The sequence below is a fragment of the Mycobacterium marinum genome (genome assembly GCF_003391395.1).
Lineage (GTDB): Bacteria > Actinomycetota > Actinomycetes > Mycobacteriales > Mycobacteriaceae > Mycobacterium > Mycobacterium marinum.
This window is the reverse complement of sequence record NZ_CP024190.1, coordinates 1,523,437-1,545,687: the sequence shown is the minus strand read 5'-3', so window position 1 is coordinate 1,545,687 and position 22,251 is coordinate 1,523,437. Positions and strand designations below refer to the sequence as shown.

At 65.7% G+C, this 22,251-nt stretch carries 19 protein-coding genes; 5 read left to right on the top strand and 14 right to left on the bottom strand.

Annotated elements, in window-relative coordinates:
- Positions 1-27: 27 nt before the first annotated feature.
- The 3 genes from CCUG20998_RS06425 to CCUG20998_RS06415 form a co-directional block, all read right to left on the bottom strand.
- Positions 28-342: an ESX-1 secretion-associated protein gene (locus CCUG20998_RS06425; RefSeq protein WP_012393193.1), complete on the bottom strand. Its 315-nt coding sequence runs from the start codon at positions 340-342 to the stop codon at positions 28-30.
- A gap of 75 nt (positions 343-417) precedes the next feature.
- Entirely contained in the window at positions 418-1,506 is a 1,089-nt protein-coding gene (locus CCUG20998_RS06420; RefSeq protein ID WP_231389858.1) for an EspA/EspE family type VII secretion system effector, read from the bottom strand.
- A gap of 997 nt (positions 1,507-2,503) precedes the next feature.
- Positions 2,504-5,233, bottom strand: a complete 2,730-nt coding sequence (locus CCUG20998_RS06415) for a helix-turn-helix transcriptional regulator (RefSeq protein ID WP_036457386.1) — start codon at positions 5,231-5,233, stop codon at positions 2,504-2,506.
- Between the two features lie 614 nt (positions 5,234-5,847).
- Here CCUG20998_RS06415 and CCUG20998_RS27790 point away from each other — a divergent pair.
- Complete coding sequence (locus CCUG20998_RS27790) at positions 5,848-6,024, top strand: hypothetical protein (protein WP_015354875.1); 177 nt, start codon at positions 5,848-5,850, stop codon at positions 6,022-6,024.
- Between the two features lie 20 nt (positions 6,025-6,044).
- Here CCUG20998_RS27790 and CCUG20998_RS06410 read toward each other — a convergent pair whose 3' ends face one another.
- The 3 genes from CCUG20998_RS06410 to CCUG20998_RS06400 form a co-directional block, all read right to left on the bottom strand.
- Positions 6,045-7,325 (bottom strand): PucR family transcriptional regulator, encoded by a 1,281-nt coding sequence (locus CCUG20998_RS06410; protein ID WP_020732160.1) that lies wholly within the window; start codon positions 7,323-7,325, stop codon positions 6,045-6,047.
- Positions 7,326-7,389: 64 nt separating this feature from the next.
- On the bottom strand, positions 7,390-8,274 hold the full coding sequence (locus tag CCUG20998_RS06405; protein WP_020732159.1) for a 3-hydroxyacyl-CoA dehydrogenase family protein: 885 nt from the start codon (positions 8,272-8,274) through the stop codon (positions 7,390-7,392).
- Between the two features lie 97 nt (positions 8,275-8,371).
- Complete coding sequence (locus CCUG20998_RS06400) at positions 8,372-9,145, bottom strand: SOS response-associated peptidase (RefSeq protein ID WP_036457384.1); 774 nt, start codon at positions 9,143-9,145, stop codon at positions 8,372-8,374.
- Between the two features lie 63 nt (positions 9,146-9,208).
- Here CCUG20998_RS06400 and aroA point away from each other — a divergent pair, with 63 nt between their 5' ends.
- On the top strand, positions 9,209-10,495 hold the full coding sequence (gene aroA / locus CCUG20998_RS06395) for a 3-phosphoshikimate 1-carboxyvinyltransferase (protein ID WP_103653982.1): 1,287 nt from the start codon (positions 9,209-9,211) through the stop codon (positions 10,493-10,495).
- Positions 10,492-11,484, top strand: coding sequence for a ribosome small subunit-dependent GTPase A (gene rsgA, locus CCUG20998_RS06390; RefSeq protein ID WP_012393186.1), 993 nt, complete (start codon positions 10,492-10,494; stop codon positions 11,482-11,484). The genes aroA and rsgA overlap by 4 nt, the downstream gene beginning before the upstream one ends.
- Here rsgA and CCUG20998_RS06385 read toward each other — a convergent pair.
- The gene (locus tag CCUG20998_RS06385) at positions 11,471-11,944 is read right to left on the bottom strand and encodes a winged helix-turn-helix transcriptional regulator (protein WP_020732156.1); all 474 of its coding nucleotides are present in this window, start codon (positions 11,942-11,944) and stop codon (positions 11,471-11,473) included. The two genes, rsgA and CCUG20998_RS06385, sit on opposite strands and share 14 nt — an antisense overlap.
- 88 nt (positions 11,945-12,032) lie before the next feature.
- On the opposite strand from CCUG20998_RS06385, the gene CCUG20998_RS06380 reads away from it, so the two are divergent.
- Positions 12,033-13,214 carry a thiolase family protein gene (locus CCUG20998_RS06380; protein ID WP_020732155.1) on the top strand — a complete coding sequence of 394 codons (1,182 nt, stop codon included), beginning with the start codon at positions 12,033-12,035 and terminating at the stop codon, positions 13,212-13,214.
- Positions 13,215-13,251: 37 nt separating this feature from the next.
- Here CCUG20998_RS06380 and CCUG20998_RS06375 read toward each other — a convergent pair whose 3' ends face one another.
- From CCUG20998_RS06375 to CCUG20998_RS28080, 6 genes are all read right to left on the bottom strand, one after another.
- On the bottom strand, positions 13,252-14,538 hold the full coding sequence (locus tag CCUG20998_RS06375) for a fatty acid desaturase family protein (RefSeq protein ID WP_020732154.1): 1,287 nt from the start codon (positions 14,536-14,538) through the stop codon (positions 13,252-13,254).
- Positions 14,539-14,767: 229 nt separating this feature from the next.
- Complete coding sequence (locus tag CCUG20998_RS06370; RefSeq protein ID WP_020732153.1) at positions 14,768-16,054, bottom strand: fatty acid desaturase family protein; 1,287 nt, start codon at positions 16,052-16,054, stop codon at positions 14,768-14,770.
- Positions 16,055-16,142: 88 nt separating this feature from the next.
- On the bottom strand, positions 16,143-17,297 hold the full coding sequence (locus tag CCUG20998_RS06365; RefSeq protein WP_020732152.1) for a ferredoxin reductase: 1,155 nt from the start codon (positions 17,295-17,297) through the stop codon (positions 16,143-16,145).
- Between the two features lie 141 nt (positions 17,298-17,438).
- Positions 17,439-17,939 carry a DUF6912 family protein gene (locus CCUG20998_RS06360; protein ID WP_012393180.1) on the bottom strand — a complete coding sequence of 167 codons (501 nt, stop codon included), beginning with the start codon at positions 17,937-17,939 and terminating at the stop codon, positions 17,439-17,441.
- A gap of 65 nt (positions 17,940-18,004) precedes the next feature.
- A complete protein-coding gene (gene ppk2, locus CCUG20998_RS06355) occupies positions 18,005-18,877 on the bottom strand; it encodes a polyphosphate kinase 2 (RefSeq protein WP_011740525.1) in 873 nt (290 codons plus the stop codon).
- A 42-nt stretch (positions 18,878-18,919) separates the two neighbouring features.
- Positions 18,920-20,338 carry a WS/DGAT/MGAT family O-acyltransferase gene (locus tag CCUG20998_RS28080; protein WP_012393178.1) on the bottom strand — a complete coding sequence of 473 codons (1,419 nt, stop codon included), beginning with the start codon at positions 20,336-20,338 and terminating at the stop codon, positions 18,920-18,922.
- Between the two features lie 206 nt (positions 20,339-20,544).
- Between CCUG20998_RS28080 and CCUG20998_RS06345 the strand changes: the two genes are divergently transcribed.
- On the top strand, positions 20,545-21,084 hold the full coding sequence (locus tag CCUG20998_RS06345; protein WP_020732151.1) for an Rv3235 family protein: 540 nt from the start codon (positions 20,545-20,547) through the stop codon (positions 21,082-21,084).
- 17 nt (positions 21,085-21,101) lie between these two features.
- Here CCUG20998_RS06345 and CCUG20998_RS06340 read toward each other — a convergent pair whose 3' ends face one another.
- A complete protein-coding gene (locus CCUG20998_RS06340; protein WP_012393176.1) occupies positions 21,102-22,247 on the bottom strand; it encodes a cation:proton antiporter in 1,146 nt (381 codons plus the stop codon).
- Positions 22,248-22,251: the final 4 nt, after the last annotated feature.

The following is a 22,251-nucleotide window of genomic DNA, read 5'->3' as shown; positions in this document are numbered from 1 at the left end:
CATGCCCACCAGCGGGTTCCGACCCGATCAGCGCTCAATGATCTGTTTGTCGAGGCTTTCGCCGGCCTGCTCGTCGACTCCCTGGTATGCGCTGCTGGCGGTGCGTAGCTTGGCGGCGAGCTTGCTAGAAGTCGTGTTCATGCTGTTGGCCGCCGCGCGGCGGGCAGCCTCGGCATTGGCAAATGAGGTGTTGGAGGCTCCACTGATCACACCGTGAGACACCCAGACCTCATTCTTGAGATTCGTGGACGCGGCACCCGCAGATGCTGCCGTGGCCGCCGCTTGGGTCTGTGTGGCGGCCAGTGTCTGTAGGTATTGCGGTGTGACAACCAAGTTCGCCATGGATCTATCTCCTCGTCATATCGCTTCTGTGCGCTATCGCATCGGCCTGCAGTGGCTTCGACTCGACGGCGAGCGTCACACGACCTGCTGCGCAAAGATCGGCTGCTGCGCCGGTGGGGTGTCAGCAGCGGCCGCTTCGATCGGTGCACGCCCGGCGGCTGCGCCGGCCGAGTCCGCCCCGGCGCCCTCGACATCTTCAACAGTGGTGGCCTCGGCCTGCGCGGTGTCCTCGGCGGGAGCAGTCCCCTTGCCCTGTTGGGCCATCGATGCGACCTGCTGGACCTGTCCCATCGCCTGGTTGGCCAGGTTCGCGTGCTGAGAGACATGCCCCGAGAACTTTGCGCCTTGCCCCGAAATCGCCATCAGTTGGGCCAGGGTGGGCATGGTGAACGCCGACGTCGCCGACGGCGCATCCTCGAGCGGCACAGCCTCATCGGCGGCAGCGCTGTAGAACGCGGATTCGTCCGCGGCGCCGCCGGCGCGGCCGAGCGACCCGGCCGCCTCAGCTGTGAACGCCGTGCCCGACGCCGCAAAGCTCGAGATCGTCGACTCGGCCGACGCGGGCATATTGGCCGCCACCGGCATACCCGGGTCCGCTCCTTGGTACGGATCCGGAGCCAAATCTTGGTAATTGGCGGTCAAAACGTCCGCCTTCTTGGAGTTCTCAACCGAATAGGCGAGCACGGTGGAAAGCAGGCCCATGGCGATGGCGATGCCAAGCCCACTCACCGTGAATCCGAAAGACCGGGCCATGGCTGGGCCGGCCGGTACCGCAAACATCAAGGCCATCTCGACCGCGAAAGCCGCCAGAAGTAGGTTCTTGAGGATCGCAATCCCCAGGCGCCCATGGGTCACCCATTCGGCCTGATCTTTTACCAGGGCTGCGAACTTGACGTCGAGCTCGGCGAGCGCTTGTCCGCGATTCTGCAGTGCCGTGTTCTGGCTGGCATAGGCATAGGATGCCGAGCCCTGCCAACTGTTATCCGGAAGGGCCGACCCCAACTGTGCCTGAGCCTTGGCGAACTGCGTCGAGCCGACCAGGAGTTCATCTCCTTCGGCTGGCGGCCCGAACCCCATCAACGTCTCCAGCACTTCGACGATGTTGATCGTCCAGAGGATGGCACTGGCCCCTTGCGCCGCTTTTGAACTGGCAAGACTGGTCAACTGAGAGTGACCTACGCGCTTCGCCAGCGCCTGCGGCACCCAAGTTTGTCCGAAAACAGCGGTCAGCCCGTCCGAGGCCATGCCGGTCGCACTCGCCGCGAGATATTCAGGGTTAGTGAACTTTGGATCATTAACTCCGACGAATTGTTGACCAAAACTGCCGAGGTTGACGATGGTCCTAACCGCAGCGGCGATTAGTCCTGCAGGCATAGAGACGTCCTTACTGTTCGTTCTTGGCGATTCGGCGCCGTACGGGTGCCCCCGCGGGGCGACCCACTTCCATCACATCGTCGTGAGGCAACGCGGCGAACTGAATTGGCTTCGCACGCGCCGCCACACGCGCGGCCCGCCGGCCGACGCGGCTGGTGATCCAATTGCCCTCGCCAGGAACGGTTCACACACGAACCGAACGTGGCTCGAGACGGCAAATCCAGTGCGAGGTGTCCGGGCAACGTACGTTGTCGCACCAGACGTCGGCAGGCTCCCCCGACCGCATGCCACTGGGCGCAGCTGGCTGCGGCATGGGTGAATACCGGGCGACCGGTTGGGATTCGGCGCGGACATCACTGCTGGGATTGATATTCCAGTGTCCGAGCACCGCGCGGTGCGGCAACAACGCGAGGGCGCCAGGCATCATCGGGGCAACCTCGCCGGGACGCGGACACGGCTGGCCAAAGCCCATGGATGAACACCACCGGTGTCCACGTACACGGCATTCGCTGCTCCTTGCCCTAGTCCCGCTTCATGGCGGTGACATGCCAAGGGTTGCACCTGGCGAACCGGGCAGCATCGGTCAGATGACTCAATTGCGTGAGGTAATCGGAATCAGCCGATACGGCTGCGCACCAACGGTGCGTTGCGATAGACGCAGCTTTGCACCGATCTACTCGTTTGTCAGGCGTTTTGCCACAAGTGCGGCCCGTCATGGTCGGCAACCGCACCGCGTTCGGGCCGCTTGGAGACGTCGGTGGTTGCGCTGGCCAGCGGATGGAATCAATCAGATTTGATCGGGTGCCGCATGGATGGCGTCGAGGGCGTCATGCAATCCGGCCCGGTTTGTGACCCCCAATTTGGGGAACAACCGATACAGATGTGCACCGACGGTGCGCGGCGACAGGCATAGCCGTGCGGCTATCTCCTTGTTCGACAGGCCTTTGGCGGCCAATTCGGCCACCAGACGTTCCTGCGCGGTGAGCGGAGCGGGACCCACCGCGGCCGAGTGGCGTACCGCGGTACCCGCGGCACGCAGTTCATTGCGCGCCCGCTGGGTCCACGGTTCGGCGCCCAGACCGGCAAAGATCTCCGCGGCTGCACGAAGCACAACGCGGGCGTTGCGATAGCGGCGCAGCCGGCGGAGGCGCATTCCGTACGCCAGCCGAATACGGGCGTGCTCGAATGGAAATGAAGCGACCGCCGGATGGCCAAGTACCTTCTCGAACAACGCTGGAGCCCGCTCGTCCGAAGCACACAAGGCCTCCGCAGCGCCGGTTGCGATGGCCAGTCGCGGCGGGGCGTCGGCGAATTGCAGGCGCTTCGCCGCCCGAACGTGCCGGCGCGCCTCGTTGAGTCGATCCGTATGAACCGCGGCCTCGACGAGATCGAACAGGGTGCGGGTGGCGTGCAACGCGAACGGCGGGAACTCCCCCGGCGCCGTGATCGCGGTGGCCTGCAGGTAGGCCGATTCGTAGTCGCCTTCGGCAAAGCTGCACAGGATCGCGATCTGCGCGACGGCCCCGGTGAGGAAGCCGACCCGCCGCGGCTCGGCCCATACCCGCACTTGGGCGGCGAGCTCACGGGCCCGCACCACATCGCCGCGGCAGGCCGATATGACACCCAAATAACCTCTGAGCTGATAGCCAAACAGCTCGTAGTGGTGCTGACTACACAACGCCACGCCGCGCTGACTGGTATCGACCGCCTCGGCCCACTGACCACTGGCCAGCTGATAGGCCGTGACCAACGCGAGCGTCGCAAGCGCAATGGTGGCCGCGCCGCCCTCGATTTCGCGGTCAGCCAGCGGAACCAGTACCGAACGAAAGTCGTCGATCAGGTCCACGTAATAGCCGGCCAGGGCAACGCGCATCACATCCCATGGCTCCAGCTCCGCCAACCGATCCAGTTGCTCCTTCAGCCGCTGCGTCACGGTGCGGCCGCGGCGGGCCGCATCGGCCCAGGCGTCGCGGTAGATGACGCTCAGCTCGCCCAGCCGGTCGGCTAGCGAGCCGACCAGGCCATCGGTGATCTGCCACAGCGCGGGGTCCGCGGCAAACATGCTGACCGCGAGCAACAGGTTGACCATCCGGGTCAGGGTTTCGCCGTCGAGGTCATCGGCCGATTGCAGCCGCTCAACCAGGCGACGATGTGTCGCGGTGACATCTCCATAGCGGTATAGCGAAATGAAAGACGAGATCAATAGCGCACTTGCCGACGCGCCGCCACCCAAACCCGCATCGGCCAGAAGTCGCTCGGCCTCGTCGAGTTGCGCCGCCTGCAACGCAACAAAGGCCGCGCTGGCCAGCAACTGTTCGCGACGCCGTGGTCGGTCGCTCAATTCACCCGCGCGCCGCAGCAACTCGATCGCCTGACAGGCATCGCCGCGCCGGATCGTCAGCTCGGCCGCCGCGGCGAGGGTATTGACAACCGCCGGATCGGGATCGACGGTGGCATGAGCGAGATAGGCGGCCCGGCGCACCACGTCATCGGGATACAGGTCGGCCAACTGGGCGTAGGCATGGCGCCGCTGCCCGGCGGTTGAGGTCTGGATCACCGCCGCACGGACCAATGGATGCCGGAAGACCAGCTCACCGCGGTCGACCACCAGCACGCCGTGTTCGATGGCGGCGTCGACTCCCTGCATCACATACCGCGTTCGCGGCGGCGCCGATGCCACGCCACCCGTCGCGGCCCCATCCAGTGCGCCGCGCAGCAGTTGCGCCTTGACCGACTCGTCGAGTTTTTTCAGCCGATCACCGAAGATGGCCACCAGTCGCTGAGTCAGCGGCAACGGCGCGTCAGGCGCCCAGGTGTTCTCCAACGCGCACCGCGACAGCTCGGCCAGCGCCAACGGATTTCCGGCGGCCTGCTCGAGCACCCCAACGCGCGCGTAGTGCGGCAGGTCGACGGCGAGTTGATCCAGAAACCGCTCGGCCTGCTCCGGGCCGAGCGGAGCCAGCACCATCTGCGGCCATCCCCCGTCCGCCAACGCATTAGGGACCTCATCACGGCACGCAGCCAGAAACCGCACCGCCGCACCGTCGAGCCGCCGTCCGGCCATCGCGATCACCCGTGCGCTGACGTCGTCGAACCAATGTGCGTCATCGATAACCACCAGCAGCGGCGTCACCTCACTCGCCAACGCCAACAGGTTGAGCAAGGCAAAGGTCAGCGCGGTAACTGTCGGCACCCGGTCGGGTACCGCACCCAGCACCGCCGCCAAGGTGCGCTGATCATCGGCGCCCAGTTGGGCGATGAACTCCCGCAGCGGGTAAACGAGCTGGCTCAGCCCGGCCAGCACGAAGGTCGCCTCGGCTTCTACCCCGCTGCACCGCAGCACCCGCCTGCCCGGTACCGCAGCCCGCTCCGACAATGCTTGGACCAGCATGGACTTGCCGACACCGGAGTCGCCTCGCAACGCCAGGCAACCGTCAGCGGTCCCACCGTTAACAAACGACTCCAGCGCGGCTAGTTCATCGACCCTTTCGATAAGACGACAACCACCCAAGTCCACAAATTCATTTCAGCAACCAAAGACCGATGATCCGCGAGTACGGCAGCGACTTGCCAGTGAACTGACAGTTACCTGCCAGCAAGCGCGCGCATCGGGCCAGGTGGAGCGTCCCGCGTGACCGCCCAGGACTGGCAGCTTCCGTCGGTCCTGGACAGGACTGCGGCCGGGGCGGATGGCCGAAAGCGGCCGCCGGAGAGTTCGCAGGCAGGTCCGCAAACTCTGCGTCGCGTTCGATCACCGGGTAGGGCCGCTACCCGATCACCCGGACCGGCACCGAATTCGGCAAAGATCGATTGTAAGTCATTACAGCGCAAGGTAATACGCTCCGGATGGCGATCTATTGATGCGACGAGGTTGGCGCTCAGGGCGGGCACGGGCCCTTTTCAGGATTGGCCGGGCGCGCTGACCATGGTGGTGCCGCCGATGGGTTTGGGTTCGTCTCCAGACAACAAGTCTGGACCCAAAGTTGGTCGCTTGACGACATCGCAGCGCGCTCGGACTGCAATTAACTTACGTACCGAGCGCAACGGTGCGCATTCGAATAAGCCACAGCCACAAACTAATTCCGCCCCACTGCGTCCTAGATCGGTGGTGCGGAGAAATGTGAGTAGATCATGACCGTCATCCTGCCGTACCTGACCATCGCCGGAATGCTTGCTCTTGTCTTGTTCCCGCTGATCGTGCCGGCTTTGATCACGCTGGTGCACACCGTCACCGACCCGGGCTCGCGGGCAGCCCGGTACCTGCGTCGCACCCGGTCTCAGGGGCTGGCCGTTCCCGAGGCCGGATAGCGCGGCCCGGCCGTCCTGGCCTATTTCGACTGCAAGACCGAGCCGCCGTACCAGTGACACACCAGCAGCGCGAGTTCGACATCAAGGCGGTCGCTACCGATCGCCCGGCCACGCCGGGCGACGGCGCGGCCGACGCGATACTTCACCGTGTTGAAATGCATGTTGAGCCGCTGCGCGGCGAGCTTGTAGCTCGACCCGCACGCCAGGTAGACGCGCAGGGTATCGCGCAGCCGCGCGTCGCTATCTCCGTCGCGCGCCAGCTCGCCCAGGACTTGGGCCACCCACTCTCGGGTGCCGGCCAGGTCGCCACCAAAACGCGCCACCACCGACAACCCGGGTTCACCGGCGCTGATCATCAGCGGTGGGCGGCGATCGCACAGGATCCCAACGCTGCGAGCTTCGGCCGCCTCCCGGTGCGATCGGCGAAAGCCGTCCACCCCGCTGGCCGGTGTTCCGATCGCCACGTTCGGTGAATCCGGGTGAGACCGTACGAAGTCAGCGACCGCCGCCACGGCGCGCTCCGGCGCCGCCCGGTACGGCAGCCACCCCCATCCGCAGCTCGGGTCGGCGGCCACGAACAACGGGCTGGCGTCGACTCCGGCGGCTTCGCCCAGTTCCCGCAGGAAGCGTTGCAGCCTGGGCAGTTCGTCGACTTCCGAGCCTTGGTCGGGATACCACATGACAAGGGCGAGATGGTGCCATCGCAGCGGATGGCGCACCGAAGTGATCGCCGCGTCGGCGTCGATCTCCTTGTCTGCGGCCAGGATCTCGCGCACCCGCACGCCACGAAGACTGTTCTGGTTTTCCAGCCAGCGTTCGCGCTCGTCCTCGTAAACGACGACGACCTGCTGCGACATCCAATCGATGTACTCGAACATCGCGACACTGATCGCTTCGATAACCGGCACCCGCATCGACTCCGGGATGTCGGTGGCCCGCAACTCGTCGAAGATCAGCTCGTTCATCAGGCGCTGGCCCAGCCGATACGCCCGCACCAACGCGTTGACCGGCACGCCATGCTGCGCCAGTCGGCGCGCGTACTCCAATGCCGTGGTGGGCGCCTCGACTCGCTCGACGGCGATGTCGTAGCGCAGCGCATGCAGCATCGTGTCCACGTTGGCCTCGATGCTGGTGCCCAGCAATTCCTCGATGCGAAGGTCGCCACCGAGTTCGGGAATGGTGCGCTCCAACGAGCGCCGAATGTGGGAAGCCACCTCGCCCAACCGGTCGTGCAGTCGCACGGCGACAGCGGCGACGTAACGGCTCACCCCGACCTCACCATCGAGGTGCGGATTCTCCACGTCCTCGACGTTAGCCCTTGCCGTCACGTTTCGGTGCCAGCAAGACGGTCCCGGATTCGCGCAGCTACCTATCCGAGGAATTCGGGTAGGTGTAGAAGCCTTCGCCGTTCTTGACACCGAGCCTGCCCGCGTCCACGTAGGACCGCAGCAAATCCCGCACGTTTGTCGGCAGGTACGGAAACTCGTCGGCATAGTGGTTTTCGATGTCGAGCACGACGTCCAGACCGACCTGGTCCATCAGCTGGAACGGCCCGGCCGGTACCCGCCAATTGACCTTGAACATCCCGTCGACGTCCTCTGGGCGGGCCACTCCCTCGGCGACCACGGCCAGCGACTCACGTTTGATGGCGGCCCAGACCCGATTGAAGATGAAGCCGGTGCACTCCCGACGCGCCTCGAAAGGATGCACGCCGAATTCGGGCAGAACGGCCAACAAGGTGTCCAGGAGACCGCGATCGGTCTCGCCGTCGGACATCAGGTCCAGCGCATTGAACTGAGGCGGCATGTAGAAATGCGTGTTGCACAACCGGGTCTTGTCGCGCACGTTGTCGGCCATCAGCCGGGACGGGAAGGACGACGAGTTGGTCGCGAAGATGGTGTCCGGCGGAGCCGCCTGATCGATCTGGCCCCACAGCGCAGTCTTGATCTCCAGCTTCTCGGGAACGGACTCGACCGCCAGCCATGCACCCTCTAGTGCGGTCGCCAGGCAATCCGTGGCCGTGACACTACCGACTTCACCGAAACCTCTGTCCTGCAGCAGCTTCGGCAGATTGTCTGCGACATACTGCGCTGCCTGGGCCCGCTGTTCGGCGCGGCGCGCATAGATTCGCACGGTCCCGCCACGGCTGGCGAACATCAACGCGATACGGCGCCCCAGAGTGCCCGCGCCGATCACCGCCACCGGGCGGTTACGGATGTCTGCAAAGGTGTACGTGTATGCGCCAGTCACACCCGCATGCTAGGTCCGCGCGGGGTGCTCGGGCAGTGTCGCGAAAGCACAAAGATCGACAGCTTGTTGTCTTGCCGAGACAGCCCGTGCCAGCACGCTAGAGCAGCGTGATCTGTTCGGGCTGCGGCTCGGCCGGCTCCAGCAGCTCCGGCCCGTTATTGCGCACGCTGTTGACCAGCGTGGACACCTCACGAAACGCCATGTCGCGCACATCGGGCGGATGGGACAACAGCGCCGGGTCCAGCGGTGCATCCGGGTTGAGCCAGGCGTCCCAGTCGCCTTCGGACAGCATCAGCGGCATCCGGTCGTGGATCCCGGCCAGTTCGCCCGCGGCATCGGTGGTGATGATCGTGGCGCTCAACAACGGGGCGGCCGCGTTGTTCGGCTTCCACACCGACCACAGCCCGGCCATGCACACCATGTCGCCGTCAGCGCGATGGATGAAGAAGGGCGTCTTGGCAACCTTCTTGCTCCCTGCGCCGATGAGAACGTCGGGGTTGGCCCGCCATTCGTACCAGCCGTCCATCGGCACCAGACAACGCTTGTGCTGCGCAGCGCCACGAAACGCCGGCGACGTGGCGACCGTCTCCGCGCGGGCGTTGATCAGCAGCGGCCCCTTGCCCTCCGGTGCGCCCTGAGGCCCCGGTTTGGCCCACGACGGCACAAATCCCCAGCGCATCATCCGGACGCGGCGAGTCGGCTCGTCATCGGGCTCGCTGTGGCGGGTCACGACGGTGGCGATCATGTCGGTTGGGGCCACGTTGTAGTTGGGGGCGAAGCCATCGGAGGCCGCGCCGCTGGCTTCGTCGATGGCGTTGATCTTCTCGGCCAGCAACGCCGGATCGGTGGTGACCGCAAACCGTCCACACATGACTCCCATGGTGCCTGGTATCCACGACACCCGCCGACACGGCAGGATGAAGCGGTGAGCAGCATCGAGCCATGGCCAGCCCCATTCGCACCGACACCCGTGCACGCGACCGTGACCGTCCCGGGCTCGAAGTCGCAGACCAACCGGACGCTGGTGCTTGCGGCGCTGGCGGCGGCACAGGGCCAAGGCTCCTCGACCATCACCGGCGCGCTGCGCAGCCGCGATACCGATCTGATGATCGAGGCGTTGCAGACGTTGGGCTTGCGGGTCGACGGGACTGGTTCCGAGCTGACGGTCAGTGGCCGCATCCGGCCCGGCCCCGAGGCCCGGGTCGACTGCGGCCTGGCCGGCACGGTGTTGCGGTTCGTTCCCCCGCTGGCGGCGCTGAGCGCCGCCCCGATCACCTTCGACGGGGATGAGCAGGCCCGGGCCCGCCCCATCGCACCGCTGCTGGATGCGCTGCGCGGCCTGGGTGTGCCCGTCGATGGTGCCGGCCTTCCGTTCCGGGTTCAAGGCACCGGGTCGGTCGCGGGCGGCACGGTGGCCATCGATGCGTCCGCGTCGTCCCAGTTCGTCTCCGGCCTACTGCTGTCCGGGGCGTCGTTCACCGACGGCCTAACGGTGCAACACACCGGTTCGGAGCTGCCGTCCGCACCGCACATCGCGATGACGGTGCAGATGCTGCGCCAAGCCGGCGTCGATGTCGACGACTCGATACCCAACCGCTGGCTGGTCAGGCCCGGCGCCCTCAGGCCTCGGCATTGGGACGTCGAGCCGGATCTGACCAATGCGGTCGCATTTCTGGCGGCGGCCGTGGTCACCGGCGGGGCGGTGACCATCACCGGCTGGCCGGCGGACAGCGTGCAACCCGCCAAGAACATTCTCGACATTCTGCAGACACTGAATTCCACTGTCCGACATATTGATTCATGCCTTCAGGTGCAGGGTCCGCAGACCTACCGCGGATTCGACGTCGACCTGCGCGATGTCGGCGAACTCACCCCATCGGTGGCGGCGCTGGCGGCGCTGGCCAGCCCCGGATCGGTGTCCCGGCTGGCCGGCATCGCTCATCTGCGCGGCCACGAGACCGATCGGCTGGCCGCCTTGAGCACCGAGATCAACCGCCTCGGCGGCAACTGCGAACAAACCTCCGACGGTCTGGTGATCACCGCTACGCCGCTGCGTCCGGGCAGCTGGCGCGCCTATGCCGATCATCGGATGGCGATGGCCGGCGCGATCGTCGGGCTCCGGGTGGCCGGGGTCGAGGTGGACGACATTGGGGCCACCAGCAAGACGTTGCCGGAGTTCCCACAGCTGTGGACCGAGATGGTCGAGGGGTCCAGCGGTTGAGGCCAGGCGACTACGACGAATCCGACGTCAAGATCCGTTCGGGTCGCGGCTCACGTCCGCGAACCAAGACCCGTCCGGAACACGCTGACGCCGAAGCCGCCATGGTGGTCGCCGTTGACCGCGGCCGCTGGGGATGCGTGCTCGGCGGGGACCCGCTGCGTCGGGTCACCGCGATGCGGGCCCGCGAGCTCGGACGCACCCCGATCGTGGTCGGCGACGACGTCGACCTGGTCGGGGATCTGTCCGGACGCCCCGACACCCTGGCCCGCATCGTGCGCAGGGGGCCACGCCGAACGGTGCTGCGTCGCACCGCCGATGACACCGACCCCACCGAACGGGTCGTGGTCGCCAACGCGGATCAGTTGTTGATGGTGGTGGCGCTGGCCGACCCGCCACCGCGCAGCGGATTGGTGGACCGGGCCTTGATCGCCGCCTACACGGGCGGGCTGACCCCCATACTCTGCCTGACCAAGACCGACCTGGCCCCGCCCGAACCTTTCGCCGAGCAGTTCCTCGAACTGGACCTTCAGGTGGTTGCGGCGGGCCGCGACGATCCGCTCCTCGCGGTGGCCGACCTGCTCGACGGCAAGACGACCGTACTGCTCGGGCATTCCGGCGTCGGCAAGTCGACTCTGGTGAATCGCCTGGTCCCCGAGGCCGATCGGGCCGTCGGCGAGGTCACCGAGATCGGCAGGGGCCGGCACACGTCGACGCAGTCGGTCGCGCTGCCTCTCGAGACGGACGGGCAGGGCGGCGGGTGGGTGATCGACACTCCCGGAATCCGCTCGTTCGGCTTGGCCCACATCCAGCCAGACGACGTGCTGCTGGCCTTTACCGACCTGGCCGAGGCGATCGGCGATTGCCCGCGCGGCTGCGGGCACATGGGGCCGCCGGCCGATCCCGAATGCGTACTGGACAGTTTGTCCGGAACCGCGGTGCGCCGCGTGGCAGCGGCCCGCCGGCTGCTGACCGCCCTCAGGGAGACCTGACCAACCGCATACCGAGTTCGTCGGCGGGCACCAAGTGCCCTTTGGCACATCGAATTTCAACCTGCGCCGGCGCCCCACAGCCCAGGTGGGTCAGTTGCAGGCGATCGCCGCCGGGCAGGTGGCGCTTGCCCCACTGAAACAGGGAAAAGACCACCGGCATGAAATCAAGCCCGGCCTCGGTGAGCACATACTCATCGCGGCTGCGCTGCCCCGGCTCGCGATACGGCCGCCGCGCCAGCAGTTTGAGGCTGACCAATTCGGCCAGCCGCGCCGAGGTCGCGGCCTTGGTGATACCCACCCGGCGGGCGAAGTCATCAAAACGGGTAGTGCCGTAGTAGGCCTCCCGCATGATCAGCATCGCGGATTTGGTACCGACGACGGCCATGGTCTTCTCAATCGGACACTCGCCCACCGCCGACCAGCCATCACGGTCGGCCAGTGGGCCCTCAAGCATTGTCACGAAGATCACCCTCCGCTCCAGGTTGCGTTGAGTATACCCAGCTGTTATAGCTGAGTATAGTTATCAATACTTAGCTCAAGGAGGAGCCATGTCCCAGAGTCGCGACGCCGTCATCGTCGGCGCGGTCCGCACCCCCATCGGCAAGGGCAAGGCCAACGGCGCACTGCACCAGGTCCTACCCGCCGACCTGCTGGCGCACAGCCTGCGCCAACTGGCGGCACGAACCGGCGTCGACCCGGTACAGGTCGACGATGTGATTGCCGGCGCGGTGACCCAGGTCGGCGATCAGGCGGTCAACATCGCGCGCAGTGCGCTGCTGGGTGCCGGATTCCCGGAATCGGTTCCCGGGGTCACCATCGACCGGCAATGCGGCAGCAGCCAGCAGGCCATCAGCTTTGCCGCCCAGGGCGTGCTGGCCGGCGCTTACGATCTGGTGATCGCCGGTGGCGTTGAATCGATGAGCCGCGTCCCGATGGGCACCTCGGTGCTGCCCGGAAGCAACCCGTTCGGCGCGGACATGAACAACCGCTACCCCGACGGGCTGGTGCCCCAGGGCATCAGCGCCGAGCTGATTGCGGCACGGTGGGGCTTGTCGCGCACCCAACTCGACGAGTTCTCCGCGGCCAGCCATGACAAGGCCGCCCGCGCCACCAAGGACGGACTCTTCGACAACGAGCTGATCCCGATCGCCGGGCTCACCCACGACGAGATCATCCGCCCCGGCACCACCGTCGATACGCTCGCCGCACTGCGGCCGGCGTTCCACAACGCTGCGATCAAAGAGCGCTTCCCGCAGATCAACTGGTCGATCACCCCGGGTAACTCGTCACCGTTGTCCGACGGCAGCGCCGCGGTCATGATCACCAGCAGCGACGTCGCCCGGAAGCTGGGCCTGCGCCCGTTGGCGCGCATTCACACCACCACGGTGGTGGGTTCGGATCCGCTCTACATGCTGACCGGGGTCATCGCGGCCACCGAAAGGGCGCTACGCCGCGCCGGGTTGGCCCTGCGCGACATCGACCTGTTCGAGGTCAACGAGGCCTTCGCCCCGGTCGTGCTGGCCTGGGCGAAGGACACCGGGGCGGATCTGGCCAAGACCAATGTCAACGGCGGCGCAATCGCCATCGGCCACCCGTTGGGCGCCAGCGGTGCGCGCATCATGACCACGCTGGTCAACACTTTGGAGCAGCACGGTGGCCGCTACGGCCTGCAGACCATGTGCGAGGGCGGCGGCATGGCCAACGCGACCATCATCGAGCGACTGGGGTAGCCGCAGCGCGCGCCGAGGGCCGCCGCCACCGCCGAGGCTAGGCCGCCAGACCGTCGGTGCCGCCGGCCTTCTTGGCCTTGCCGGGCTTGGCGCGCCGCCAGCCACGTACGGCGGTTATCGCAGCCTTGAGGCCGCGACGACGGCCGGTCATCGGATCGGTTCCCGCGAAGCCCGGCTCCAGACCGGCGAACATGCGCTCGCTGCGGGTCTCCGGAGCGTCGTCGGCGTTGTCGCGCAGGTACTTGTTCGGCAGCGAGAGCTTGGCGAGCGTGCGCCATGTCTTGGCGTACTGCAGCGGGAATGAGCCTGTGGTGTAAGGCAAGTCGTACTTATCGCAGATCTCGCGCACCCGCACCGAAACCTCGGCCAGCCGATTGCTCGGCAAGTCCGGATAGAGGTGGTGCTCGATTTGATGACTGAGGCTGCCGCTCATGAAGCGCATCGCCGGTCCAGCATTGAAATTGGCGCTTCCCAACATCTGCCGCAGGTACCACTGGCCCTGGGTCTCGTCTACCAAATCAGTCTTGGTGAATTTCTCTGCGCCATCCGGGAAATGCCCACAGAAAATAACGGCGTTGGACCAGACGTTGCGGATCACATTGGCAAACGCGTTGGCGGTCAAGGTAGACCGGTACGTTGCGGCAGGCGACACCGACGTCAACGCCGGGAAGGCCACATAGTCTTTGACCGCCTGACGACCGGCCTTACCTGAGAACTCCCGTAGCCTGAATTTGGCAGCTTCGCGCTCTGGTCCATCTTTGAAGAGGTCGCGAGCCTCCAAGTGCCGCAACGCGATTCCCCATTCGAACCCGATCGCAAGCAGGGTATTGATGGCCAGGTTGAAGGCGTCTCGCCGCCGCCACCCTTGGTCCCGGGTCACCCGCAGCATGCCGTAGCCGACATCGTGATCCATGTCGAGAATGTTGGTGTACTTGTGGTGCACCACGTTGTGGGTATACCGCCAGTGCTTCGACGTCGAGGCCATGTCCCACTCCCACGTCGAGGAGTGCACCTCGGGATCATTCATCCAATCCCATTGGCCATGCATGACGTTGTGACCGATCTCCATGTTCTCGATGATCTTGGCCACGCTGAGCGTCACCGCACCTACCCACCACGCCGAGCGACGCGAGCTGGCCGCCAGCACCAACCGGCCACCGACCTCCAGCGCCCGCTGTGCGGCGATGGTTCGGTAGATGTAGCGGGCATCGCGTTCACCGCGCGATTCTTCAATGTCGCGGCGGATGTCATCGAGTTCAGTGCTCAGGTTTTCGATATCGCCGTCCGTCAGATGCGCGAACACGTCGACGTCGGTTATCGCCACCTCTCACCTTCCTGCCCCGTAGCCATCAGCCACGACAATGCTAATCTTCGACCCCGTAGGTTACCTACGGGTAACTGGATCATGTCTCGCCCGCGAGCACCTGATGCGATCCGGGCGCGGGGCCCGGTTACCGACCGCTTTGCGGCATGGCCGCGGTGGCCATCCCCGCCGCGACACCACTCTCGCGTCAGCAACGAACTGGCTGCCCCCCGCAGCGGGATGCTATCAGCTAGGCCGCCAGATCGTTTGTGCCACTGTCCCTTACCTCCGGGACACGCTTGCCGCGCCGACGGCCCCGCACGGCGGCAATCGCACTCTTGAGGCCACGGCGCCGGCCGGTCCGCGGATCGGCTCCCGCGAAGCCCGGCTCCAGGTCCGCGAACATCCGCTCACTGCGGGTCTCCGGAGCATTGTCGGCGTTGTCACGCAGGTACTTGTTCGGCAGCGACAGCTTGGCCAGGGTCCGCCAAGTCTTGCCGTACTGCACCAGGAACGAGCCTGTGGTGTAGGGCAAGTCGTACTTGTCGCAGATCTCGCGCACCCGCACCGAAACCTCGGCCAGCCGGTTGCTCGGCAAATCTGGATAGAGGTGGTGCTCGATTTGATGACACAGGTTGCCACTCATGAACCGCAGCGCGGGCCCGGCTTCGAAGTTGGCGCTACCCAGCATCTGCCGCAGGTACCACTGCCCCTTGGTCTCGCCCACCATGTCAGTCTTGGTGAATTTCTCTGCGCCATCCGGGAAGTGCCCACAGAAAATGACCGCGTTGGTCCACACGTTGCGGATCACGTTGGCCGTGACGTTGGCGGTCAGGGTGGACCGGTATGTCGCGCCGGGCGACACCGACGTCAACGCCGGGAACGCCACGTAGTCCTTGAACACCTGGCGAGCGGCCTTGCGGGAAAACTCGCGCACCCGGGTCTTGGCGGTGTCGCGGTCCAGCCGCCCCCTGAGGATCTTGCCGATCTCCAAGTGCTGCAACGCGACTCCCCATTCGAAGCCGAGCGCCAGCAGGGTGTTCCACACCAGGTTGAAAATGTTGTAGCGCTTCCAGCGCTGATCGCGGGTGACGCGAAGCATGCCGTAGCCGACATCGTCGTCCATGCCCAAGATGTTGGTGAACTTGTGGTGCACGAAGTTGTGGGTGTAGCGCCAATGCTTGGACGCGCCGGTGATGTCCCACTCCCACGACGAGGAGTGAATCTCCGGATCGTTCATCCAGTCCCATTGGCCGTGCATGACATTGTGGCCAATCTCCATGTTCTCGACGATCTTGGCCACCCCGAGGGTCAATACCCCCGCCCACCACGCCGAACGGCGCGAGCTGGCGGCCAGCATCAGCCGGCCACTGACCTCCAACGCGCGCTGCGCCGCGATGGTGCGGCGAATGTAGCGGGCGTCGCGCTCACCGCGAGAGTCTTCAATGTCTTGTCGTATGGCATCGAGTTCAATCGCCAGATTCTCGATATCGGCGTCCGTCAGATGCGCGAATACGTCGACGTCGGTAATCGCCATCATCTTCTCCCTGCGTCGTACGGTCCCAAATCGGCTACGAACCTACGCAATCGTAACCTACGAATGCGTAAGTTACTAGTGGGTAGCTTCAGACGTCGATCACACAGTCGCCGGACGCTGCCGTGACACAGGTCTGCACCCGGCTCCCGGGATCGTGCTCCTGGCCCGTGCGCAGGTCACGGACGTGCCCCTGCACCAGATCGACCACACACGACTGGCAGATACCCATCCGGCAACCGAACGGCATTTGCACACCGGCGCGCTCGCCGGCATCCATCACCGAGGTCGCCGCGTCGACGTCGACACTGCGCCCACTGCGGGCGAACGTGACCGTCCCACCGGCGCCCGCGGGGGCCGCCTTGGACACCGCGAACCGCTCCAAGTGCAGTCGGTCGCCGATCCCGGCCGCGGACCACACCTTTTCCGCCTGGTTGAGCATGCTCTCGGGCCCACACGCCCAGGTCTGTCGCTCACGCCAATCCGGCACCTGCTCGCCGATCCGGGAAAGATCGAGACGGCCCTGGGAGCGCGTCGCGCGCACCGAAAGCCGGTAGCCCCGGTGCTGGGCGGCCACCCCGGCAAGCTCATCACCAAACATCACGTCCGCATCGGTAGGCACCGAATGCAGGTGGGTGATGTCAGTGATCTGGTTGCGGCGCAGCAGCGTTCGCAGCATCGACATCACCGGCGTGATCCCCGACCCGGCGGTGAGAAACAGAATCGACGGCGGGGCGGGGTCGGGCAAAACGAAATTGCCCTGGGGTGCGACCAGTCGCACGATGGTCCCCGGCGCGACACCGGCCACCAAATGCGTGGACAGGAAGCCTTCGGGCATCGCCTTGACAGTGATCGTCACCGTTCGCGCCGACCCCGGCCCGGACTTCGCGCCAACCGGGCTCGACGTCAGTGAATACGATCGCCACCGCCAACGCCCATCCACCAGCAGCCCGATCCCGATGTACTGGCCCGGCTGATAGTCGAAGCTAAAGCCCCAGCCGGGTTTGATGACCAGCGTGGCGGAATCCTCGGTCTCCCGGCGAACCTCGAGAATGCGGCCGCGCAATTCGCGTGCCGACCACAATGGGTTGGCCAGCTGAAGATAGTCATCGGGCAACAGCGGTGTGGTGATACGTGAGGCGATCTTGCGCAGCGCGTGCCAGCCCGGGTGCCTGTCCGCACCGACGATGGTCGGCCGCTTGGTATCGATGATCTGGGCGCTTAGTGCCGCGTTTTTCTTGACCATAAAAAGCTCCTGCTCGCGGCGTGGAGTCGGTAGCCGCCCGGGTTTGGGCGGCAGCACGCCCTTGCGATGAAGCTACGGTAGCGTAGGTTACGGTTGCGTAGCTAGACCCCGGCTGTGCTGATTACGTCACATCCGCCGGGTTTACAGCAGGTCGAGCAGGAACGGCAATTCCTGGTTCGCGTACCACGCCAGGTCGTGATCCTGCGCGTCGCCGACGACTAAGTCGGCGTCCTCGTCACCGAGGTCGGCGGCATCTATGACGGCGATGGCCGCGCTGACGGCCGGTTCGGCGGCAACGTTGTCGACGTAGGCGGCGACCACCTGATCCATGGCAATCGGAGCACTCAGCCGGACGACGGCATCGTCGAGATCCGGTCGGTAGATGGCGTCGTCCACCTCCGCGGTAAGCACCGCCCGCCGCGGCGGCAGCTTCTCGTCCTCATCGTTTGCCAGCAGCCGCAGCGACGCCAGCGCGGCCTCTTGAAGTGCCACTTCGGCCAGCTCATCGTCGTCGCCTTGCGCGTAGGCCTCACGCAACGTCGGAGTCACCGCGAACACCGTGCCATTGACCGGCCACAACGAGCCATCAGCCACCAGTTGCTGCAACATGGCCAGCGTCGCGGGCACATAAACCTGGATCATCGGCCGACCACCTGTTGGCACGGCTGTCTGCACCAGCACCGGCCCACCGCATTTGGGATCGTCATTCAGCGCCCGATCAACGTCGACGCGTAGTCCTCGACATACTTGGACAATTCGCGTGGTGGGCGCTTGTAGTTACCGGTGACGATCGGCTGGTCGGGCAGATTGACCTTGGGCATCTCCACCGGGCGGTAGTCGATCGTCGACAACAGATGCGCCATCATGTTCAGCCGCGCATGCTTCTTGATATCGGATTCGACGACGTACCACGGGCTCACCGGGGTATCGGTGTGGACCATCATCTCGTCCTTGGCACGCGAATAGTCCTCCCACCGATAGACCGATTCCAGGTCCATGGGGCTGAGTTTCCACTGCCGGACCGGGTCGGTCTGGCGCGCCTTGAACCGGTGCAACTGTTCCTCATCGGAGACCGAGAACCAGTACTTGCGCAGCAAGATCCCATCATCGATGAGCATCTGTTCGAAGATCGGCGTCTGCCGCAGGAACAGCGCATGTTCTTGGGGCGTACAGAATCCCATCACCTTCTCGATACCGGCGCGGTTGTACCAGGACCGATCGAAGAAAACGATTTCCCCTTTCGCGGGCAGATGGGCGATATAGCGCTGGTAGTACCACTGCCCGCGTTCCCGATCGTTGGGCACCGGCAACGCGGCAACGTAGGCGTGTCGTGGGCTGAGGTACTCGGTGATCCGTTTGATCGCGCCACCCTTGCCGGCGGCATCTCGACCTTCGAAGATGACCACCACACGCGCGCCCGCGTGCCGGACCCACTCCTGCAGCCTCACGAATTCGGTTTGTAGCCGGAATAATTCGGCTTCGTAGACGCCTTTGGAAATCTTGTGTCTGCCGGCCCCGGCTGACTTCTTCTTCTTTTTCTTCGCCTTCGCCGGCGCGCCGTCATTCGTCGCGGTGCTCACATCAACGAATGCTATCTCTAAGCAGCACCTTTGCCCCGGCGACTACCGAGAAGCTTCCAGCAGCTCCTCGAGTGATTGAGCCAGCAGCGCCGGCAGCAGCTCGACGTCGCTCATCGCGTCGCGGTCGGCGTTGATGCCGAAGTAGAGCATGCCGTTGTAGGAGGTCACGCTGATGGCCAGGGCCTGATTGTGCAGTAGCGGCGGCACCGCGTAGGCCTCCAACAACTTGGCGCCGGCCACATACATCTGCGACTGGGCTCCGGGGGCATTGGTGATCAACAAGTTGAACGTCCGCTTGGAAAAGCTGGGAAAACTGGTGGCGACCCGGATACCCATCGCGTGCAGGGTGGGCGGCGCAAAGCCGGACAGCGTGACGATGGTGCGGGCATCGACCAGGCTGGCCGCCGTCGGGTTCGATTCGGTGGCGTGAGCGACTTGCGACAGCCGCACCACGGCATTGCGCTCCCCCACCGGCAGGTCGATCAGGAACGGCGTCACCTGGCTGATCTGCTGACCGGGCCCGGACGAGTCGAGTTGGTCCTCCACATAGACCGACAGCGGCGCCATCGCACGCACCGTTGCCGTCTGGGAAACCGTCTCACCGCGCGACATCAGCCAGTTGCCCAGGGCGCCGGCTATCACGGCCAGCACCACGTCGTGGACGTCGCAGTCGTAGCGGGCCCGCACCGTCCGGTAGTCCTCCAGGCGTCCGCTGGCAACCGTCAACCTTCGATTCCGCGAAACGGGCGCATTTAGCGGACTGCTGGGGGCGGTGCCGCGCGCGACGTTACGCGCGACATCGAGGATCCGGCGGCCGGCGTTGACGAGCTGACTCTGATTGGTCGCCAACCCGGCGATCGCCGATCCGACCGCCTGCAACTGCGCGCCGGGTCCCACCACCCAATCGCCGATGGCCCCCATCACCAACCTGGTGTTGCCCGGGTCGCGCTCAGGAATCCAGATGTCTTCCGGGAACGGCGGTGGGCGCTGGGTCCGGTCAGCGATGACGTGTCCGAGTGACAGCGCTGTCACCCCATTGATCAAGGCCTGGTGCGTCTTGGTGTAGAGGGCGACGCGACCTTTTTCCAGCCCCTCGATGAGATACATCTCCCACAGCGGGCGCGACTTGTCCAAGGGCCGCGCGGCCAGCCGCGCAATCAACTCGTGCAGTTGCTCGTCACTGCCCGGCGACGGCAGTGCCGACCGCCTGACGTGATAGGTGATGTCGAAGTCCGGATCGTCGATCCACACCGGCCGGGCCATGCCGATCCGCACCTCACGGACCTTCTGCCGGTAGCGCGGGATCTGAGCCAACCGCTGCTCGACCGTGGCCAGCAGCGCCTCATAGCTCAACCCGGCACGCGGACGGCGCAGGATCATCAGCGACCCGACGTACATCGGGGTAGCGGTGTTCTCCAACCGATAGAAAGACGCATCGGTGTTGGACAGCCGGGTCACCATTACGGCCCTGTCCTCCTTGTCGACTGGTTGCCTCAACCGATGTGGGTCACCGTAACCGCTGGTGTGGCCACCTGCGGGCGCGGGTACGCGCCGCCGTCATTTGTGCGATGATGGCCCGCAGTTTGTCTGCCACTCTCCAGCGGGCACTCGCACCCAATCTTTGGGTCGGTTGTTGGTTTGCGCCATTACGAGTTGGAGAGTGCCACTTGAGTATTGGTCCTGATGCCGCCGCGCCCCGTCGGGCGGCCTTCGCCGTCATCCCGGTAGTCGAATACGAACCTGCGAGCCGCACCGTCGGGCGGCGCCGGCCCTCGTCGCACGCACCGGCGCGGCCACGCCTGGCCCGCACCGGCGGTCCCGCCCGCGGCGAACAGCCCGCCGCCACAGCGACCGATGCCATGTCCGCGCCGATGCGCCAGGCGGCCGCGTTCACCGACGCGGCGCTGCGCCGCGTTCTGGAGGTCATCGACCGCCGCCGTCCGGCGGGGCAGCTTCGGTCGCTGCTGACGCCCGGCCTGGTCGATTCGGTGCTGTCGGCCAGTCAATCGATGGCCGGGCGCAACGGCACCGCCGCGCTGCGCCGGCTCGGGCTTCAGCCCGTCGGGTGCGATGGCCGTGACACCGCGGCCGAGGTTTTTGGAACCTACAGCCGCGCAGACCGGATTCACGCGATCGCCTGCCGGGTGGAGCGGGTCGCCGCGTTGGGCACACCGCGCTGGGTGGTCGTCGCCCTGCATATCGGTTGAGTGCCACCCGAGACCGGTCAGGCGGTGGTTGCCACCGGCCCGCCGGTATAGCGGGCCAGCACCGGTCCGGCGACCGCCATGATGAAGACATACGCGGTCGCCAACGCCGCTACGGCAGGGATCGACGCGCCGACCAGTCCGATGATGATCAGTGAGAACTCGCCTCTGGCGATCAGCGCGGTACCCGCACGCAACTGTCCGCGGCGGGCCACTCCGTCGCGTCGAGCGGCGAACATTCCGGTGAGCACCTTGGTTGCCGCGGTGACGACGGCCAGCACCATGGCCACCGGGAGCGCCGGAATCAACTCTTTGGGGGCGACCGACAGGCCGATGCCCAGGAAGAAGATCGCCGCGAACAGATCGCGCAGCGGCCCCAGCACCCTGCGGGCCCGCTCAGCGGTCTCGCCGGTGAGGGTCAGGCCCACCAGGAATGCGCCCACCGCCGCCGAGGCATGCAACGTCTCGGCCAGCGCCGCAACCATCAGGGTGATGCCCAATACCCGCAGCAACAACTGCTCCGAATCGGGGTGCGCGAACAGCCGGCCGAAGTGATGGCCCCAGTAGAAGGACGCCGCGAAGGCCCCGAGCAGGGCTGCGATCGCGGCCAACGTTCCACCGAGCGCATGGAGCCAATCGCCGTGCAGGGCCAGCACCGTGAACAAGGGCAGATAGCCGGCCATGGCGAAGTCTTCGAGCACCAGCACCGACAACACCGCCGGTGTTTCGCGGTTACCGAGCCGGCGCAGGTCTTCCAGCAGCCGCGCCACCACGCCCGACGACGAGATGTAGGTGACCCCGGCCAGCGCGAGGATCGCGACACCGTCCAACCCCAGCAGCCAGCCGGCCACCGCCCCTGGCGTGGCATTGAGGACGATATCGACCATGGCCGAGGGCATGTGGTGGCGCAGACTGCTGGCAAATTCGGTCGCGGAGAACTCGAGACCCAACGTCAGCAGCAGCAGCACAATGCCGATGGGCGCGCCGGTGGCGACGAAATCGTCGGCGGCGGCCACCGGCAGGACGCCGCCCTTGCCCAACGAGAGGCCGGCCAGCAGATAAACCGGGATCGGGGACAACGCGAATCTGCGCGCGATGGCACCAAGCAGGGCAAGCGTTGTCAGGAGTGCGCCGACCTCAAAAAGCAGCGCCCTCGAAACCTCCACCGAT

Excerpts from the sequence above, each read along its gene's own strand:
- CCUG20998_RS28080 (WP_012393178.1), bottom strand. The coding sequence starts at position 20,338 with ATGGTGACCCGGCTGTCCAACACCGATGCGTCTTTCTATCGGTTGGAG.
- CCUG20998_RS06400 (WP_036457384.1), bottom strand. The coding sequence starts at position 9,145 with ATGTGTGGACGGTTTGCGGTCACCACCGATCCGGCGTTGCTGGCCGAG.
- CCUG20998_RS06365 (WP_020732152.1), bottom strand. The coding sequence starts at position 17,297 with ATGGTCAAGAAAAACGCGGCACTAAGCGCCCAGATCATCGATACCAAG.
- CCUG20998_RS06360 (WP_012393180.1), bottom strand. The coding sequence starts at position 17,939 with ATGATCCAGGTTTATGTGCCCGCGACGCTGGCCATGTTGCAGCAACTG.
- CCUG20998_RS06370 (WP_020732153.1), bottom strand. The coding sequence starts at position 16,054 with ATGGCGATTACCGACGTCGACGTATTCGCGCATCTGACGGACGCCGAT.
- CCUG20998_RS27790 (WP_015354875.1), top strand. The coding sequence starts at position 5,848 with ATGACCGTCATCCTGCCGTACCTGACCATCGCCGGAATGCTTGCTCTT.
- CCUG20998_RS06380 (WP_020732155.1), top strand. The coding sequence starts at position 12,033 with ATGTCCCAGAGTCGCGACGCCGTCATCGTCGGCGCGGTCCGCACCCCC.
- CCUG20998_RS06425 (WP_012393193.1), bottom strand. The coding sequence starts at position 342 with ATGGCGAACTTGGTTGTCACACCGCAATACCTACAGACACTGGCCGCC.